This window comes from Neotamlana nanhaiensis (genome assembly GCF_000943555.1).
In the GTDB taxonomy this organism is placed as follows: domain Bacteria; phylum Bacteroidota; class Bacteroidia; order Flavobacteriales; family Flavobacteriaceae; genus Neotamlana; species Neotamlana nanhaiensis.
In genome coordinates this window covers 86,965-104,340 of the sequence record NZ_JTDV01000005.1, presented here as the reverse complement: position 1 = coordinate 104,340, position 17,376 = coordinate 86,965, and the positions used below count along the sequence as shown (strand labels likewise).

Below are 17,376 nucleotides of genomic sequence, written 5' to 3'. Positions count from 1 at the left end.
GATGTGAAATTAAGGAGATTTTGTAAAAAAAGATAGCTTCGGTATAATTATCTTTGTCAAAATTTTTTCAAAATATGAATACCGATTTAATTTTTAATAACACCGAAATAGCCTTTGCTCTTAAAAATGATTCTGAATTAGAGCGTGCTTATTTTTTGTTTAAAATGATATCTATCGAACCTTTAGTAAAAATAGGAACCGCAGCAACTAATTTTGCACTAAAAGCACATTTACCTATTGAAGGCTTAATTCGTTCTACAGTTTTTGATCATTTTTGTGGTGGTGTAAATGAAGAAGATTGCTTGCCGGTAATTGAAAAAATGTACACCAAAGGCGTGAGTTCGGTATTAGATTATTCGGTTGAAGGTAAGGCGAACGAAAAAGAATTTGATGCTGCTCGAGATAAAATTATTAAAATAATTGAATTTGGTAAAGATAACAAAGCGATGCCAATCGCTGTGTTTAAACCTACTGGGTTTGGTCGCTTTTATCTATATGAAAAACTAGGAGAAGGTAAGACATTAACAGTTGAAGAACAGGTCGAATGGCAGCGTGTTGTACAACGTTTTGATGCTGTTTGTAAAGTAGCGAAAGCATGTGATGTTACAGTTTTAATAGATGCTGAAGAAAGCTGGATGCAAACAGCTGCCGATGATTTAGTAACACAAATGATGCAAAAATACAATACCGACAAACCTATTGTTTTTAATACGGTACAAATGTATAGGCACGATAGATTGGATTTTTTAGAGGAAGAATTTAAAAAAGCTAAATCGGGTAACTATTTTTTAGGTTATAAATTGGTTCGAGGTGCTTATATGGAAAAGGAAAATGACAGGGCGGAGGCAAGAGGTTATAACACGCCAATTTGCGAAAGTAAATTTGCAACCGATCAAAATTTTAATGCTGGTTTACATTTCATAATGAATAATCTAGAAACCATACATCTGTTTGCAGGAACACATAATGAAGATAGTTCTTATTTATTAATGCGGTTAATGCAAGAAAAAGGTTTAGATAATAACGATTATAGAGTTTGGTTTGGTCAGCTTTACGGCATGAGCGACCATATTAGTTTTAACCTTGCGGCTCAAGGTTATAACGTTGCAAAGTATGTGCCTTTTGGACCGGTAAAAGATGTGATGCCATATTTAATTCGTCGTGCTGAAGAAAATACTTCGGTTGCTGGACAAACTGGTAGAGAGTTAGCGCTTTTAGGAAGAGAAAAACGCCGCAGAAAAGTTTAAAATTATAGTAAACTATATAAAATATCCTTAATCTCTTTTGCTGATAAAGCTAAATCCATTTGATTTAATTTTGAAAAATCGATTGGTTTAATTTTACGTTTAGAGTTTTCTACAATAAAAATATCAGGATTTTTTGAAGGGTTTAATTTTTCATAGTTATTAATAATCTCTTCATTCAGTTTTTCACCAGGGCGTAAACCTGTTATTTTAATCGGATAATTTTCGTTTAGTTTGGCTAAATGAATCATTCGTTTGGCTAAATCAATAATTTTAATCGGTTCCCCCATATTAAATGTAAAAGTGTTACTAGAATTTTCGGTTTCTGCAATTTTTAAAATTAATGCACAAGCACTTTCTTTACTAATAAAATATCTGGAAATTTCTTTATTTGTTACGGTTAGGGGTAAATTGAAATCTATTTGCTTTTTTAAAAGCGGCACAACAGAACCGTTGGAACCTAAAATATTTCCAAAGCGTGTTATTAAAAATTTTGTGTTTTTATTTTCTGAAAGGAAGTTTAAGTAATGTTCCGCTATCAATTTAGTTAAACCCATAATACTTATTGGGTTTACAGCTTTGTCGGTAGAAATAAATATGAATTTTTTCACCTTAAATGTAATAGCTAAATCTGCTAGTAACTTGGTACCAAAAATATTAAGTTTTACGGCTTCAAACGGATTACTTTCCATTAAAGGCACGTGTTTGTATGCCGCTGCATGAAATAATATGGTTGGTTTATATTTTTCAAATACCTTTTTTAAGGAAGCTTCATCAGTAATATTTAAAATTACAAACTCCATATTTAAGGTGTTTTGGTTTTCTAAGTCTTTAATGAGTTCGTATAAAGGCGATTCAGCAATATCAACAAGTACTAGTTTTTTGTAAGTTGAATTTGTAAGTTGTTTCGCTAATGCGCTTCCAATAGAGCCAGCAGCACCCGTAATTAAAATAACTTCTTCGGTAAAATTACATGGAATAATATCTTCGTTAGAAGGTTTTGAAAACACTTCAGCACTTAGCAATAAATTGTCTATTCGGTTAGCAGTTTTATTATCCATGAAATTTATGCCAAATTTGATAAAAAGATTTAATTATGATACTTGCAAAGTAAGCAATTTAGCGGTTTACTTAAAAATGCTAAAAATTGTTTTGAATATAATTTTTACATCCAGAAAGAAACTTTGAGTTTCAATATATATTTTATTGAGTCTAATTTTGTCTGGCAAAATAGTTGTAATATAATAATGCTCTGGGTTTTCTGCGGCCTTTAATAATTCATCTTCATTTTTATATTTTAAGGAAGCTAAACCGGTTAAACCAGGTTTTACTTGTAGCACTTCTAAATCGGTTCCCGAATATTTATTTATAAAATAGCGTAATTCTGGTCGTGGGCCAACAAAGCTCATATCACCTTTTAAAATATTGAGTAGTTGCGGGAGTTCGTCTAATTTAAATGTTCTTAAATAATAACCAACGTTGGTAATGCGAGTATCTGTATTTCCAATGGTTAAGCAGGAAGATGGGTTTTGCAAAGTGCGCATAGTTCGGAATTTGTACAACGTAAAATTGGAGTTGTTTTTACCAACACGTTCTTGTTTAAATATTACCGAGCCTTTAGAGTCGAGCTTAACAAGAATAGCTACACAAACAAGTATTGGAAATAATAAAATGAGTCCTGTTATTGAAAATAAAATATCAAAACAGCGTTTTATCATGTTATTTAATTTTCAATTGAGTAATTGTTGCAATACTATCACAGTTTTCAATTGTTAGCGTAATAGTTTTATCATTTAAAACATTTTCTAAATAATAAGTAGCGCAAGGTTCTTTGCGGGTTTCACTTTTTGAGAAATTAATATTACCATGTTTAATAGCATTATTAACCTGCGAGGTGTCTAAGTTATTTTGGTTTAATACTGAAAACACATTACTAGTATAAACAAGTTTTTTTGAGTTAATATTTTTTATAACTCTGGCTTCTGGACCATAGCTGCAAGATGTTTTTTTTCCACTTAAAAAAAAGGCTAAAACAATTAATCCTATTGAAAAACCACCGAGATAATACCCGAGTCTGTGAATAAACTTCATTTAAAATTTAAATTGAAAAAATCGGCAATTAAAAAATAAGCAAATTAATATCGCTACAATCTAAATCGAACCAATCTGCTACCGATTTACTGGTTAAAATTCCGTGGTAAAAATACAACCCATTTTTTAAACCTCTATCAAAACGTAGGGAATTTTCCAATCCGCCATCTTCTCCAATTTTTAATAAATAAGGCGTAAATATATTACTTATTGATATTGAGGATGTTCTTGGGTAACGCGCCGGAATATTTGGTACGCAATAATGCACTACATCATGTCGTAAAAAAGTTGGTTTGTCGTGGTTTGTTACTTCACTGGTTTCAAAACAACCACCCATATCTATACTAACATCAATAATAATACTACCTTTTTTCATGGATTGCACCATTTGATCGGTCACTAAAATAGGAGAGCGGTTGGCACCACGAACAGCTCCTATCACAACATCACAACGCTTTAAAGCTTTGGTTAAATTTTTAGGTTGAATAGTTGATGTGAAAATTGGGCGCCCCAAATGGGCTTGTAAACGCCTAAGTTTAGTAAGTGAATTATCAAAAACCTTTACATTAGCACCTAAACCTAAGGCACTTCTTGAGGCAAATTCACCAACCGTTCCTCCACCTAAAATGACGACTTGAATTGGTGGAACACCACTAATATTACCAAACATTAGGCCATTACCATTTTTTGTATCCGAAAGTAATTCGGCCGCAATAAGTACCGATGCTGTTCCTGCAATTTCACTTAAAGATCTAACAGCAGGGTAATTGCCATCGTCGTCTCTAATGAACTCGAAAGCCAATGCTGTGACACGTTTAGCTGCTAAAGCTTCAAAATATTTTTTTGATTGCGTTTTTATTTGAAGCGCAGAAATAATAATGGTTTGCGGATTAATAAGCTTTATTTGTTCTAAAGATGGTGGCTCCACTTTTAGAATCATTGGGCACGAAAACACTTTAGCTGTGTCGTTGGTTACTTCGGCGCCAGCTTCACTATAATCTCTATCGCTAAAATTGGCATTTTCGCCAGCACCAGCTTCAATCAAAACACGGTGCCCATTACTAACTAAGGCATATACCGCATCGGGTGTTAAACATACTCGTTTTTCTTGAAAAGCGGTTTCTTTTGGAATTCCTATAAATAAATCTCCTTTTTTCTTAAAAACTTCAAGTTTTTCTTCTTGTGGAATAAGTTGTTGCTTGGTAAAAGGCGATAAGGACTCTGGCATAGTAAGTGTTTTAATAAAAAATTAAATTACAAATAAATTTTTAATTGATAATGAAAGCTGTTATAAATTGCACATTATTCTTTTTATTTAAATTAGAAATTTTGCTAAGCATTTCCATCAAATTTTAAATGATACTACGTTAACACGTTATAATGAAAAATAAATTTTTGTAAGATAATTCTTTTTTATTTGTGTGGTTTTTCAGAAAAATCATAATTAATAAATATTTCCACCTATAAGTTTAAAAAAAAAATTAATTTAGTGTGCTATTAAGCCAAATATTAGGGCTTTTTTTTACCTTTAATAGTACAGATGATTAACAAGTTAACGCACTTCATTTTTTTATTATGTTCAATTTTAAGTTTTTCTCAAGAATTTAGTTTATCAGGTGTTTTAAACGATATTAATAATGTTGTAATCCCATATGCAAATGTTGTACTATTAACCAAAGATTCAAAAACACCGTTAACAGGAAGTACAACAAATGAAGAAGGACAATTTTTAATAACTCAAATAAAAAATGGCGATTATTTTTTAAAGATTAGTTATTTAGGGTTTGAAACATTTGAGAAAAAATTTTCTATAAGTAACGATATAAACTTAGGTGTTATTATACTTAAAGAAAATGTTGAAAATCTCGATGGTGTTACAGTAGTTAGTAAACGCCCAACAGTAAAACGAACCGTAGATAGATTAATTTTTAATGTTGAAAACTCCACCTTATCCAATCAAAATGTTTTTGATGTTTTAAAACATACGCCGGGTGTTATTGTACAAGATGAAAAAATTACAGTAAAAAATAGCCCGCCAGTTATTTATATTAATGACAGGCGTGTACATTTATCGGAAACAGAAGTAGTACAATTGCTAGAAGGCACACCCGCAAGTAATATAAAATCTGTTGAAGTTATAACCAATCCACCAGCTAAATATGATGCCGAAGGTGGTGCTGTTTTAAATATTGTAACCAGTAAAAATATAATTGCAGGTTACCACGGCAGTATTTTTGGGAATTTTAAACAAGGCTTTCAGTTTCCTAAATATTCGGCTGGTACTAGTCATTTTTATAAAGCAAAAAAACTTGGTGCGTATTTAAGTTACAATGTTAGTCCTAGAAAAGATTATCGTTACCAATACCAAACTGTTAATTTTATTGAAAATAATCAAACGGAAACAAGTTGGGAAACCGATTATGAACGTGTTCGCGAATCGGCCAATAGAAATATAAGCGCTAACATTGATTATGAAATAAACGATAAAAACTCCATTGGTTTTACCTCCAATGTTATGTTGCAACCTAGGCGTGGTACGCAAACAGATATTTTTTCTTCAACACAAGTATTTGATGCAAACAAAAATTTAGACTCTATTTTTGATACTTCAAACGAAGCCGTAAGCGAAAAATTTAATTTGGCGTTCACACTCGATTATGTGAAAAAGTTTAAAAAAGAAGGCGAGAAACTTTCTGTAAGTTTACATCATACGTATTTTGATGATTCTAATTTCCAAGATGTTAATACCGATTATTTTTATCCAAACACCGTTAATGCTTTTAGAGAAAACAAGTTTCAAACTTATAACAGTCAAGTTATTAGGTTAAGTACAGGGCAAATAGATTACGAGTTGCCTTTAAATGAATCAAAAATTGAAACAGGTATTAAATTGTCGCATATTAATTCCGATAGTGAAATAGATCAATTCATTTTTGTAGATGGAGAAAAAGAAGAAGATTTTAATAATTCCAATGTATTTTTATACGATGAATTTAACTACGCCGCTTATTTTAGTTATGCTAAAGAATGGGCAAAATGGAGTTTAAAGTTAGGGTTGCGTTCGGAGTTTACACAGTTGGAAGGTATATCGGTTTTCGATACCAATACAAATAACAAAGACTATTTTAAATTGTTCCCAACGTTTCATCTGTTGCATGCTTTTAATGATAATAATCAAGTTTATTTACAGTATAACCGACGCATTTACAGGCCAAGGTTTGAAGAGTTAAACCCGTTTAAGTTTTATTTAAACGACAATACTTATATTGTTGGAGATCCAAATTTGTTACCACAAATTGACGATTCGTTTATATTGGGTTATACTTTAAAGAGTAATTATACCTTTGAACTCTATTATAGAAATGAAAACAATCCGTTTTATGAAATTAAATTTCAGGATAATCAAAATAACCAAATGCAATATGTTTACGCAAATGTAAACGATGCGGTTTCGTATGGTTTAGATTTTATGACGTATACACCAATAGTAAATAGGTGGAATTTATATGTGTTGTCTTCGTTGTTTTATTACGAAAGTACGTTTAAAACATTTGATACTAACACGCCTTACCTTAATAAAAAGTGGTCTTTTTATTTATTAATGTACCATTACTTTTCGTTGTTAAAAGATCATAGTTTGTCGCTCGATGTGTCGTGTACTTATTTATCGGCAAATGTAGATGGACCATCGAATGTGAGCGGACGAGGAAACCTAGATATTAATTTAAGAAAAACTTTTTGGAATAATAAAGCTTCATTAGGAATAGGGGTTACCGATGTGTTTAATACCCAAAACTTTAACGAAAGCACTCAGTTTTTAAACCAAAGTTCGTATTACGACTCAAAAATGGAAAACAGAATGTTTGTGGCTAGTTTTAATTATAAATTTGGGAACTACCGTTTAAGCACAAACAAAAGAAATATTGAGGTTGAAGAAAGAGAGCGACTAGATTAAAAGTAATCTTTAAACTTTCCCCAAAAGGATTTAGGTCGCACTTTAAATTCTTCTTCAAGTTCTTCCAAACTTTTAGTTGCTTGATTAATTTGGTCAAAAATTCTAGCTCTAATAAGATAAATAGAAGGTATAACAATAGCCATGATAGGTAATAAATAAATTAATTGATTAGAGTCAACAATTGAAAAATCTTCATTTAAGGTTGTGAATATTTGGTATATGTACATAGCAATTGGAACTAATAAAACATGATACCACCAATGTCTGCAAGTAAAAAACCATATAAATAGAAGAAAGAGAGGTATTAATTTACTTGTTAAAGTCCATGCTAATACAAAAACACTTTCATAATAATTACTTTTAATTGTAAATAAAAAAGTGTCCCAAACCTTTTGGTCTGGAACACTTTCATATAAGTAAAATAAATAAGGAGTTGAAGCTATTAATGTAGCAACTAAACTTCCTATTATATATATTTTCTTATCCGTGTGTAGGAACCTTGATTCTTGCTTTTTCAATTTTTGCTGTTTGTTCTGCATTTTGGTTGTACTGGTTAGCAGCTTGAGCTAAAAATAACACTCCTCCGAAAATTGCGATTGCAACTAAATACTTTTTTGTTTTCATTGTTATAAGGGATTAAATTAATTATACCCCAAACATAAGGCAAAGCACTTGTTGAAGTTTTGCTAAAATGTTAAAGTAATGTTAAAACAGACGATTTTTTAAAAAACCGTTACGGGTTTCCCGTAAAACTTCAATTTTCGTGTGTTTTTTGTTATTTTTTTCTCATAAGCAAAGCTATTAGTCAGTTATTTTAGGTTTAGTATTCTGTTTAGTTTTTGGTCGGTTTCAATTACTATTTTATCGCATTCATCAAATAGAATAGATTCTATTTTTTGAGGCCATTCAATAAATTTCCAATCGTTTGTATTTAAATAATCTTCAATTCCGAAATTATATAATTCTTCTTCATCATTTATTCTATACAAATCAAAATGAAAAATTTTCTCGTTTTTAATTTGGTACTCATTTACAATAGAAAACGTAGGGCTGCTTACTTCGTCATGGCTACCTAAAATTTTTACTAAGGTTTTTATTAAAGTAGTTTTACCAACTCCCATATCACCATAAAACAAAATAGTTTTAGTTTTAAGGTTTTCAACAAGCTTTAGGGCAACTTGTTCAATATCATTTAGTTTATATTGTATTTCCAATGTTTTTCAAGAAAATTGCTAACAATAATAATTATTATATTTTATAATTCCTAAAAAAACACGCTATTTATCGAGGTTTTTTACGTTTAGTAGATTATTTAGGCGAAAACACAACAAATGGAATAATCATTTCTTCAAGCGAAACGCCTCCATGTTGGTATGTGTTTCGGTAATAGCTTACATAATGGTTGTAATTATTGGGGTATGCAAAGAATAAATCATTTTTAGCGAAAATAAAAGAGCTACTCATATTAATTGATGGCAGGTAAATTTCGTTTGGGTTTTTTGCAACCAATACATCTTTATTTTCGTAGGTTAAACTTCGCCCGGTTTTATAACGTAAATTCAAACTAGTGTCTTTATCTCCAATAACTTTCGATGGGTTTTTAACATTAATAGTACCATGATCTGTAGTTAATATAAGTTTAAAGCCCATGCGTTGTGCTTGCTGAATTATATCTAACAGCGGTGAGTTTTTAAACCAGCTAAGTGTAAGCGAGCGGTAAGCTTTATCGTTTGATGCGAGTTCTTTTACTACTTCCATTTCGGTTTTAGAGTGAGAGAGCATATCAACAAAATTATAAACCACAACAGTTAAGTCGTTATTTTTTAAAGATTTGAAGTTTTCAGCAAGTTTTTTTCCTGTTTTTAAATTGGTTATTTTATGATATTCGTAGTTTAAATGGTTTAAACCTAAACGTTTTATTTGCGTTTCTAAAAAATCGGCTTCATGTAAATTTTTACCACCTTCGTCGGTATCATTTTTCCAAAATTGGGGATATAACTTCTCCATTTCACTTGGCATTAAGCCCGAAAAAATGGCATTTCTGGCATATTGTGTTGCGGTTGGTAAAATGCTAAAAAAGGCATCTTCGCTATCTTTTTTATAATAGTTGTTTATAATAGGTTCGAAAACTTTCCATTGATCGTAACGCAAATTATCTATTACAACTAACAACGTTGGTTGTTCGATGTTAATTTCGGGCACTACCTTTTCTTTAAATAAGGTGTGCGACATAATTGGGGCATCGGCATCTCTGTGAAACCAATCGGGGTAGTTTTTATCGATAAATTTTCCAAATTGCGAATTAGCTTCAACTTTTTGCGACTCTAAAATCTCGAACATACTGGCATCTTCAATATCTTCTAGCTGTATTTCCCAATAAATTAGCTTTTGGTATAAGCTTACCCAATCTTCATAGCTGTTTACCATAGCTAAATCCATAGCTATTTTTCTAAATTCTTGTTGGTAATTTAAGGTGGTTTTTTCGTTTACCAATCTGGAGTGATCTAAATTCTTTTTTAAGCTTAGTAAAATTTGATTAGGATTAACAGGTTTTATTAGGTAATCGGCTATTTTGTTACCAATAGCTTCTTCCATAATGTATTCTTCTTCACTTTTGGTAATCATTACCACCGGTAGGGTGTCCTTTTTCTCCTTAATTTCGTTTAGCGTTTCCAGGCCCGTTAAACCTGGCATATTTTCATCTAAAAAAACAATATCGAAATTTTCTTCATCTAAGGCATCAATAGCTTCGGTACCGCTTTTACAAGTGCTTACTTTGTAATTTTTTTTCTCAAGGAATAAAATGTGTGGTTTAAGTAAATCTATTTCATCATCAACCCAAAGTATATTTATCATAATGTTTAGTCTTTATTTCGTGCCCGTTGTAGAGCGATTGTTATATTTGTAATTATTTAAAAGATTATAGTTTGAATAAACTTAAAATATTAAACGATCCAATTTACGGATTTATTACGATACCAAATTCGCTAATATTCGATTTAATTCAGCACAAATACTTTCAGCGATTACGTCGCATCACCCAAATGGGTATGTCGTATTTAGTTTATCCGGGAGCACATCACACACGTTTTCATCATGCTATTGGTTGCATGCATTTAATGCAGCAAGCCGTAAATGTACTTCGTTTTAAGGAGGTTAGCATTTCTGAAGATGAAGAAATGGCTCTGTATTGCGCTATTTTGTTACACGATATTGGTCATGGGCCATTTTCGCATGCCATGGAACATAGTATTGTAAACGATGTATCTCATGAAGAGATTTCACTAATTTTTATGGAGCGTTTAAATGAAGAATTTAACGGAAGTTTAACGCTTGCAATCGATATTTTTAAAGGGAATTATAAACGTAAATTTTTATGTCAATTAATTTCTGGGCAAATAGATATGGATCGAGCCGATTATTTAAAGCGAGATAGTTTTTATACGGGTGTTGCCGAAGGAAACATAAATAGCGAGCGTTTAATTACAATGCTAAATGTGGTTGATGATAATTTAGTAGTTGAAGAAAAAGGTATTTACAGCATTGAAAAGTTTATAATTGCAAGACGTCTAATGTATTGGCAGGTGTATTTGCATAAAACCAGTTTAGTGGCCGAACAATTATTAATAAGAGTTTTAATGCGAGCCAAAGAGTTAAATGACGCTGGCGTTACTATCACGGCTAGTAAGCCAATATTGTATTTTTTAAATAATAAAATAAATCTCGCTAATTTTAATAATGAAACAATTGAGGTTTTCTCGAAACTAGACGATTACGATATTATTTCTGCCATGAAACAATGGCAAGATCATCCTGATTTTGTATTGCGTTCACTTTGTAATATGATAATTAATAGAAATTTATTAAAAATTAAAGTGAAAAAGAAGCCTATTAAGGTGTTAACATTAGAAAAACACAAAAAAGAAATAATTAACACATATAATATTACAGAAAACGAAGCTGAATATTTTGTTTTTACCGGAAGCATGTCTAATCAAGCTTATCAGTTAAATACCAAGGGAATTAACATTTTACATAAGTCTGGAAAAATTGAAGATATTGTAAAAGCTTCCGATCAACTGAACCTAAAAGCACTTTCAAAACCAGTAACAAAATATTATATATGTTACCCCAAGCAAAAACTTTAGTACATTTTTTATATTTTTGCGTGAATTAAATAAGAACTAACTTAATTATTTGTGAAATTTACTGCACAACAGATAGCAAGTATTTTAGAGGGTGATGTTGTTGGAAATCCTGATATTGAAGTATCTAAACTTGCTAAAATTGAAGAAGGGCACGAAGGTGCTTTAACATTTTTGGCAAATCCAAGATATACATCCTATATATATTCAACAAAGGCTTCTATTACAATTGTAAATAAAACATTCGAGCCTGAAAACCCAATTGAAACTACGCTAATAAAAGTAGATGATGCTTATAAATCGTTTTCAAAATTATTAGAGTATTACAACCAAGTAAAAATGAACAAAACGGGTATTGAAAACCCGTCGTTTATTTCAGAAACTGCATCTTACGGTGAAGATATTTATGTTGGAGCTTTCGCTTACTTGGGCGATAATGTTTCTATTGGTAATAACGCCAAAATTTATCCAAATGCATATATTGGCGATAACGTTAAAATAGGCGATAATGCTGTGGTTTTTGCAGGTGCTAAAATTTATTCTGATTGTATTATTGGTAACAACTGTGTTATAAATTCTGGAGCTATTATTGGTGCCGACGGATTTGGTTTTGCACCCAATGAAGATGGCGAGTACAATAAAGTGCCTCAAACCGGAAACGTGATTTTAGAAGATAATGTTGATATTGGAGCAGGAACAACTATTGATAGAGCTACACTCGGATCAACGGTTATACGTAAAGGTGTTAAACTTGATAATCAAATACAAATTGCCCATAATGTTGAAATTGGTAAAAACACGGTTATTGCAGCTCAAACTGGAGTAGCAGGTTCAACCAAAATTGGCGAAAACTGTATTATTGGAGGGCAAGTGGGTATTGTTGGCCATATTACCATTGGTAACAATGTTAAAATACAAGCACAATCGGGTATTGGTAGAAATATTAAAGACAACGAAGTATTACAAGGGTCGCCAGCGTTAGGTTATGGCGATTATAATAAATCGTATGTGTATTTTAAAAACTTACCCAAGATTGTTAAAAATATAAACGAAATCGAAAAAAAATTAGATGGGAATAATTAATACCGAAATAAAACAAAAAACCATAAATAAAGCCGTTACCTTAAAAGGCGTTGGTTTGCATACAGGTAAAGAAGTTACCTTAACTTTTAAACCTGCTGCAGGAAATGCTGGTTTAGCTTTTAAACGTGTAGATTTAGAAGGCGAACCAATAATTGAAGCCGATGCAAACTATGTTACAAGTACGCAACGTGGTACCTGTTTAGAGAAAAACGGAGTGTCAATTCAAACATCTGAACATGTTTTGGCTGCTTTAGTAGGTCTTGATGTAGATAATGTTTTAATTGAGTTAAACGCTTCGGAACCGCCAATTATGGACGGATCGTCAAAGTTTTTTGTTGAAGCTATTGAAAAAGCTGGTATTGTTGAGCTTGAAGAAACTCGTGAAGAATTTGAAATAACAGATATCGTTTCATATATAGATGAAGCTTCAGGTAGCGAAATTTTAGTAATGCCAGCAAAAGAGTATCAAGTAACTACTATGGTGGATTTTGGTACAAAAGTTTTAGGCACTCAAAATGCAACTTTAAATCATATTTCAGATTTTAAAGAAGAAATTTCAAACTCAAGAACCTTTAGTTTTTTACATGAAATTGAAATGCTTCTTGAAAACGGATTAATAAAAGGAGGCGATTTAAATAACGCCATAGTATATGTAGATAAACCATTATCAGAACAAACTATGGCAAAATTAAAAGATGCTTTTAAAAAAGACGCCATTGCAGTTAAACCAAATGGTATTTTAGATAATTTAACGCTTCATTATCCAAACGAAGCTGCAAGACATAAATTATTAGATGTTTTGGGCGATTTAGCTTTAATTGGCACACGCATTCGTGGTAAAGTTATTGCTAATAAACCTGGACATTTTGTTAACACACAATTTGCTAAAAAATTATCGAAGCTTATTAAAAATGAGCGTCGCAACAATGTACCAAATATCGATTTGAATCAGCCACCATTAATGGATGTTACTCAAATCATGGCAATGTTGCCTCACAGACAACCATTTTTATTAATCGATAAGGTTTTCGAACTCGAAGAAAGTTACGTTACAGCAACTAAAAATGTAACCATGAACGAAGAGTTCTTTAAAGGTCATTTTCCTGGCGCTCCTGTTATGCCTGGTGTTTTAATAGTTGAAGCTATGGCCCAAACAGGTGGGATTTTAGTATTAAATACGGTGCCAGATCCAGAAAATTATTTAACCTTTTTCATGAAAATGGATAACGTGAAGTTTAAACAAAAAGTAATGCCTGGTGACACTTTAATCTTCAAATGTTCGTTAATTACACCAATACGTCGAGGTATTTGCCACATGCAAGGTTATGCTTATGCTAACGGAAAATTATGTGCAGAAGCAGAATTGATGGCCCAAATTTCAAAAGTAAAATAACATGAACCAACCTTTAGCATACGTACATCCTGGAGCAAAAATTGCAAAAAATGTGGTTATTGAACCCTTTGCAACCATTCATAATAATGTAATAATAGGTGAGGGGACTTGGATTGGTAGTAACGTAACCATTATGGAAGGTGCCAGAATTGGTAAAAATTGTAATATCTTTCCTGGTGCAGTAATTTCTGCGGTTCCTCAAGATTTAAAATATAACGACGAAGATACCACTGTAGAAATTGGTAACAATGTAACCATTCGTGAGTGTGTAACCATTAATCGTGGCACAGTAGATAAAATGAAAACTGTAGTTGGCGATAACTGTTTAATTATGGCTTATTGTCACATTGCACACGATTGTGTGGTGGGAAACAACTGTATTTTTTCAAACAACAGTACTTTAGCAGGACATATTACAGTTGGCGATTATGTGGTTTTAGCGGGTATGACGGCGGTTCATCAGTTTGTGTCTGTTGGTAATCACGCCTTTGTAACTGGAGGTTCTTTAGTACGTAAAGATGTGCCTCCGTTTGTAAAAGCGGCTCGCGAGCCGCTTTCGTACGTTGGAATCAATTCTGTTGGATTACGTCGTCGAGGTTTTTCAACCGAAAAAATTAGAGAGATTCAAAATATATACCGTATTCTTTACCAAAAGAATTATAACAATACGCAAGCTTCAGAAATTATTGAAGCTGAAATGGAAGCTACACCAGAACGCGACGAAATTCTTCAGTTTATAAAAGATTCGCAACGCGGTATAATGAAAGGATATTTCAAATCAAATTAAAAATAAGTAAATTAAAATAGTATAATGGCAACAACCAGTGATATTAGAAACGGATTATGTATTCGCTATAACAACGATATTTATAAAGTGGTGGAATTTTTACACGTAAAACCAGGGAAAGGTCCTGCGTTTGTAAGAACAAAGCTTAAAAGTGTAACCAACGGAAAGGTTATCGATAATACTTTTTCTGCGGGACATAAATTAGACGATGTTCGTGTAGAAACACATAAATTTCAGTATTTATATAATGATGGTGAATATTTTCATTTTATGAATGAAGCCGATTATACACAAATTCAGTTAACAGAATCTGCTTTAGATCGTTCAGATTTAATGAAAGAAGGTGAAATTGTGACGATTCAAATTAATTCTGAAGATAACATGCCACTTTCTGTTGATATGCCTGCAACCGTTATTTTAGAAGTAACACATACAGAACCTGGTGTAAAAGGAAATACAGCAACTAACGCTACTAAACCTGCGACGGTTGAAACAGGTGCCGAAGTTAACGTACCACTTTTTATAAATGAAGGTGATAAAATTAAGGTGGAAACCGAAAAAGGTACTTATAAAGAACGCGTTAAAGAGTAAAATCAGTTCGGGGTTTACAGTATTAATTAGTAAAAACACTAATGCAGAAGATTGTATACCGAAGACTGAAGACTGAATAGATGAAATTTCCTAAACCATTTTCTTTAAAAGAAATAGCCAGTTTAATCGATGTTGATTATGTTGGTGTCCCTGATTTTGAGGTATTAGGCATGAACGAAATTCATGTGGTAGAACCTGGAGATATTGTTTTTGTAGATCATCCAAAATATTACGAGAAAGCTCTAAATTCTGCGGCAACTATTATTTTAATCAATAAAAAAGTAGAATGTCCAGAAGGTAAAGCGTTGTTGATAAGTGATGATCCGTTTAGGGATTTTAATAAGTTAAGTCTTCATTTTAAACCTTTTGTAGCTTCAAACGTGTCTGTTTCGGCTTCAGCAAAAATAGGTGAAGGAACAATTATTCAACCCAATACATTTATTGGGAATAATGTGGTAATTGGTGAAAATTGTACTATTCATGCCAATGTTAGTATTTATGATGATGCTGTAATTGGAAACAATGTAACCATTCATTCAGGAACTGTATTAGGTGCCAACGCGTTTTATTACAAAAAGCGTCCGGAAGGATTCGATAGACTTATTTCTTGCGGCAGAGTGATTATTGAAGACCATGTTGATATTGGTGCTTCATGTACCATTGATAGAGGTGTTACAGGAGATACAACCATAAAACAAGGTACAAAAATTGATAATTTGGTTCAAGTTGGGCACGATACCATTATTGGAAAAAAATGTTTAATCGCTTCACATGTTGGAATTGCAGGATGCGTGGTGGTTGAAGACGAAGTAACCCTTTGGGGTCAAGTAGGTACAACAAGTGGTATTACAATAGGTAAAGGTGCTGTGGTACAAGGGCAATCAGGAGTTACAAAATCCATTGAAGGTAATACGACTTATTGGGGTACACCCATTCAAGAAGTGCGAACAAAATTAAAGGAAATGGCAATAATTAAACAGTTGCCAAAATTAATCGATACTTTAAAAAAAAATAACGAAAAGTAATTGTGTTTTTGTTTTAAAAATATAATTCAAAAAATTACTTTTGTTTTCAACATATTTAAACAAACGAAAATATAGACAAATGAGCGTTTTAGTAAACAAAGATTCAAAAATAATAGTTCAAGGTTTTACTGGTAGTGAAGGTACTTTTCACGCAAGTCAAATGATTGAGTATGGTGTTGATTTTAAAAATGAATATTTAGTTGGAGGTGTAACTCCAGGTAAAGGAGGACAAGAACACCTTGAAAAACCAGTTTTTAATACGGTTGCCGAAGCTGTTGAAAAAGTTGGTGCAAATACAAGTATTATTTTTGTACCACCTGCATTTGCTGCCGATGCTATTATGGAAGCTGCCGATGCTGGAATTAAAGTTATCATTTGTATTACAGAAGGTATTCCGGTTGCAGATATGATTACTGCATCAAACTACATAAAAAACAAAGAGTGTCGTTTAATTGGTCCTAATTGTCCTGGTGTTATCACACCTGGTGTTGCAAAAGTTGGTATTATGCCTGGTTTTGTATTTAAACAAGGTAAAGTAGGTATTGTATCAAAATCAGGTACATTAACCTATGAAGCAGCCGACCAAGTTGTAAAACAAGGTTTAGGTATTACAACAGCAATTGGTATTGGTGGCGATCCTATTATTGGAACCACAACTAAAGAAGCTGTTGAATTGTTAATTAACGATCCTGAAACCGAAGCTGTGGTTATGATTGGTGAAATAGGCGGACAATTAGAAGCCGATGCTGCAAAATGGTACAAGGAAAGCGGAAGTAAAAAGCCTGTAATTGGTTTTATTGCTGGAGAAACTGCTCCTGCTGGTCGTACTATGGGGCATGCTGGTGCTATTGTTGGTGGTAGTGACGATACAGCTCAAGCAAAAAAGAAAATTATGAGTGAATGTGGTATTCACGTTGTAGATTCTCCTGCAAAAATTGGTGCTAAAGTTGCCGAAGTTTTAGGATAATAAACACATTTAAAAATATTAAAACCTTGCATTATTGTAAGGTTTTTTTATTTGTAATATTTGTATTTATTATCTTTGAATTAAATAAGAATAAT

General features: G+C 32.2%; 17 protein-coding genes. 9 read left to right on the top strand and 8 right to left on the bottom strand.

Going from position 1 to position 17,376, the window contains the following annotated elements; genetic code table 11:
- Nucleotides 1-74 precede the first annotated feature (74 nt).
- Nucleotides 75-1,247 (top strand): proline dehydrogenase family protein, encoded by a 1,173-nt coding sequence (locus PK35_RS07985; protein WP_044626181.1) that lies wholly within the window; start codon nucleotides 75-77, stop codon nucleotides 1,245-1,247.
- Nucleotides 1,248-1,249: 2 nt separating this feature from the next.
- On the opposite strand, the gene PK35_RS07980 is transcribed toward PK35_RS07985, so the two are convergent.
- The 4 genes from PK35_RS07980 to PK35_RS07965 form a co-directional block, all read right to left on the bottom strand.
- On the bottom strand, nucleotides 1,250-2,305 hold the full coding sequence (locus tag PK35_RS07980; protein WP_052825930.1) for an SDR family NAD(P)-dependent oxidoreductase: 1,056 nt from the start codon (nucleotides 2,303-2,305) through the stop codon (nucleotides 1,250-1,252).
- Nucleotides 2,306-2,371: 66 nt separating this feature from the next.
- The gene (locus tag PK35_RS07975) at nucleotides 2,372-2,962 is read right to left on the bottom strand and encodes a sugar transferase (protein ID WP_082048550.1); all 591 of its coding nucleotides are present in this window, start codon (nucleotides 2,960-2,962) and stop codon (nucleotides 2,372-2,374) included.
- Between the two features lies 1 nt (nucleotide 2,963).
- On the bottom strand, nucleotides 2,964-3,335 hold the full coding sequence (locus PK35_RS07970; RefSeq protein WP_044626180.1) for a DUF4258 domain-containing protein: 372 nt from the start codon (nucleotides 3,333-3,335) through the stop codon (nucleotides 2,964-2,966).
- A 28-nt stretch (nucleotides 3,336-3,363) separates the two neighbouring features.
- On the bottom strand, nucleotides 3,364-4,563 hold the full coding sequence (locus tag PK35_RS07965) for an alanine dehydrogenase (RefSeq protein ID WP_044626179.1): 1,200 nt from the start codon (nucleotides 4,561-4,563) through the stop codon (nucleotides 3,364-3,366).
- Nucleotides 4,564-4,875: 312 nt separating this feature from the next.
- On the opposite strand from PK35_RS07965, the gene PK35_RS07960 reads away from it, so the two are divergent.
- Nucleotides 4,876-7,290: an outer membrane beta-barrel family protein gene (locus PK35_RS07960; RefSeq protein ID WP_044626178.1), complete on the top strand. Its 2,415-nt coding sequence runs from the start codon at nucleotides 4,876-4,878 to the stop codon at nucleotides 7,288-7,290.
- Here the strand turns inward: PK35_RS07960 and PK35_RS07955 are convergent.
- The 4 genes from PK35_RS07955 to porX form a co-directional block, all read right to left on the bottom strand.
- The gene (locus tag PK35_RS07955) at nucleotides 7,287-7,808 is read right to left on the bottom strand and encodes a hypothetical protein (RefSeq protein ID WP_117624664.1); all 522 of its coding nucleotides are present in this window, start codon (nucleotides 7,806-7,808) and stop codon (nucleotides 7,287-7,289) included. The genes PK35_RS07960 and PK35_RS07955 overlap by 4 nt on opposite strands.
- Entirely contained in the window at nucleotides 7,771-7,914 is a 144-nt protein-coding gene (locus PK35_RS17730) for a hypothetical protein (protein WP_202903826.1), read from the bottom strand. The genes PK35_RS07955 and PK35_RS17730 overlap by 38 nt, the downstream gene beginning before the upstream one ends.
- Nucleotides 7,915-8,099: 185 nt before the next feature.
- Nucleotides 8,100-8,504, bottom strand: a complete 405-nt coding sequence (gene tsaE / locus PK35_RS07950; RefSeq protein ID WP_044626176.1) for a tRNA (adenosine(37)-N6)-threonylcarbamoyltransferase complex ATPase subunit type 1 TsaE — start codon at nucleotides 8,502-8,504, stop codon at nucleotides 8,100-8,102.
- Between the two features lie 94 nt (nucleotides 8,505-8,598).
- Nucleotides 8,599-10,146 (bottom strand): T9SS response regulator signal transducer PorX, encoded by a 1,548-nt coding sequence (porX, locus tag PK35_RS07945; protein ID WP_044626175.1) that lies wholly within the window; start codon nucleotides 10,144-10,146, stop codon nucleotides 8,599-8,601.
- 71 nt (nucleotides 10,147-10,217) lie between these two features.
- On the opposite strand from porX, the gene PK35_RS07940 reads away from it, so the two are divergent.
- From PK35_RS07940 to sucD, 7 genes are all read left to right on the top strand, one after another.
- Nucleotides 10,218-11,438, top strand: a complete 1,221-nt coding sequence (locus PK35_RS07940) for an HD domain-containing protein (RefSeq protein WP_044626174.1) — start codon at nucleotides 10,218-10,220, stop codon at nucleotides 11,436-11,438.
- Between the two features lie 51 nt (nucleotides 11,439-11,489).
- The gene (gene lpxD / locus PK35_RS07935; protein ID WP_044626173.1) at nucleotides 11,490-12,518 is read left to right on the top strand and encodes a UDP-3-O-(3-hydroxymyristoyl)glucosamine N-acyltransferase; all 1,029 of its coding nucleotides are present in this window, start codon (nucleotides 11,490-11,492) and stop codon (nucleotides 12,516-12,518) included.
- Nucleotides 12,505-13,911 carry a bifunctional UDP-3-O-[3-hydroxymyristoyl] N-acetylglucosamine deacetylase/3-hydroxyacyl-ACP dehydratase gene (locus tag PK35_RS07930; protein ID WP_044626172.1) on the top strand — a complete coding sequence of 469 codons (1,407 nt, stop codon included), beginning with the start codon at nucleotides 12,505-12,507 and terminating at the stop codon, nucleotides 13,909-13,911. Before lpxD ends, PK35_RS07930 begins: the two co-directional genes overlap by 14 nt.
- 1 nt (nucleotide 13,912) lies before the next feature.
- Nucleotides 13,913-14,698, top strand: coding sequence for an acyl-ACP--UDP-N-acetylglucosamine O-acyltransferase (gene lpxA / locus PK35_RS07925; RefSeq protein WP_044626171.1), 786 nt, complete (start codon nucleotides 13,913-13,915; stop codon nucleotides 14,696-14,698).
- Between the two features lie 24 nt (nucleotides 14,699-14,722).
- On the top strand, nucleotides 14,723-15,289 hold the full coding sequence (gene efp, locus PK35_RS07920) for an elongation factor P (RefSeq protein WP_044626170.1): 567 nt from the start codon (nucleotides 14,723-14,725) through the stop codon (nucleotides 15,287-15,289).
- Nucleotides 15,290-15,369: 80 nt separating this feature from the next.
- Nucleotides 15,370-16,314 carry a UDP-3-O-(3-hydroxymyristoyl)glucosamine N-acyltransferase gene (locus PK35_RS07915; protein ID WP_044626169.1) on the top strand — a complete coding sequence of 315 codons (945 nt, stop codon included), beginning with the start codon at nucleotides 15,370-15,372 and terminating at the stop codon, nucleotides 16,312-16,314.
- Nucleotides 16,315-16,393: 79 nt separating this feature from the next.
- Nucleotides 16,394-17,281: a succinate--CoA ligase subunit alpha gene (sucD, locus tag PK35_RS07910; RefSeq protein WP_044626168.1), complete on the top strand. Its 888-nt coding sequence runs from the start codon at nucleotides 16,394-16,396 to the stop codon at nucleotides 17,279-17,281.
- Nucleotides 17,282-17,376: the final 95 nt, after the last annotated feature.

Coding starts and splice junctions, on each gene's coding strand:
- lpxA (WP_044626171.1), top strand. CDS start 13,913: ATGAACCAACCTTTAGCATACGTACATCCTGGAGCAAAAATTGCAAAA.
- PK35_RS07960 (WP_044626178.1), top strand. CDS start 4,876: ATGATTAACAAGTTAACGCACTTCATTTTTTTATTATGTTCAATTTTA.
- sucD (WP_044626168.1), top strand. CDS start 16,394: ATGAGCGTTTTAGTAAACAAAGATTCAAAAATAATAGTTCAAGGTTTT.
- efp (WP_044626170.1), top strand. CDS start 14,723: ATGGCAACAACCAGTGATATTAGAAACGGATTATGTATTCGCTATAAC.
- PK35_RS07985 (WP_044626181.1), top strand. CDS start 75: ATGAATACCGATTTAATTTTTAATAACACCGAAATAGCCTTTGCTCTT.
- PK35_RS07930 (WP_044626172.1), top strand. CDS start 12,505: ATGGGAATAATTAATACCGAAATAAAACAAAAAACCATAAATAAAGCC.
- PK35_RS07970 (WP_044626180.1), bottom strand. CDS start 3,335: ATGAAGTTTATTCACAGACTCGGGTATTATCTCGGTGGTTTTTCAATA.
- PK35_RS07965 (WP_044626179.1), bottom strand. CDS start 4,563: ATGCCAGAGTCCTTATCGCCTTTTACCAAGCAACAACTTATTCCACAA.
- porX (WP_044626175.1), bottom strand. CDS start 10,146: ATGATAAATATACTTTGGGTTGATGATGAAATAGATTTACTTAAACCA.
- PK35_RS07915 (WP_044626169.1), top strand. CDS start 15,370: ATGAAATTTCCTAAACCATTTTCTTTAAAAGAAATAGCCAGTTTAATC.
- PK35_RS17730 (WP_202903826.1), bottom strand. CDS start 7,914: ATGAAAACAAAAAAGTATTTAGTTGCAATCGCAATTTTCGGAGGAGTG.
- PK35_RS07980 (WP_052825930.1), bottom strand. CDS start 2,305: ATGGATAATAAAACTGCTAACCGAATAGACAATTTATTGCTAAGTGCT.
- PK35_RS07975 (WP_082048550.1), bottom strand. CDS start 2,962: ATGATAAAACGCTGTTTTGATATTTTATTTTCAATAACAGGACTCATT.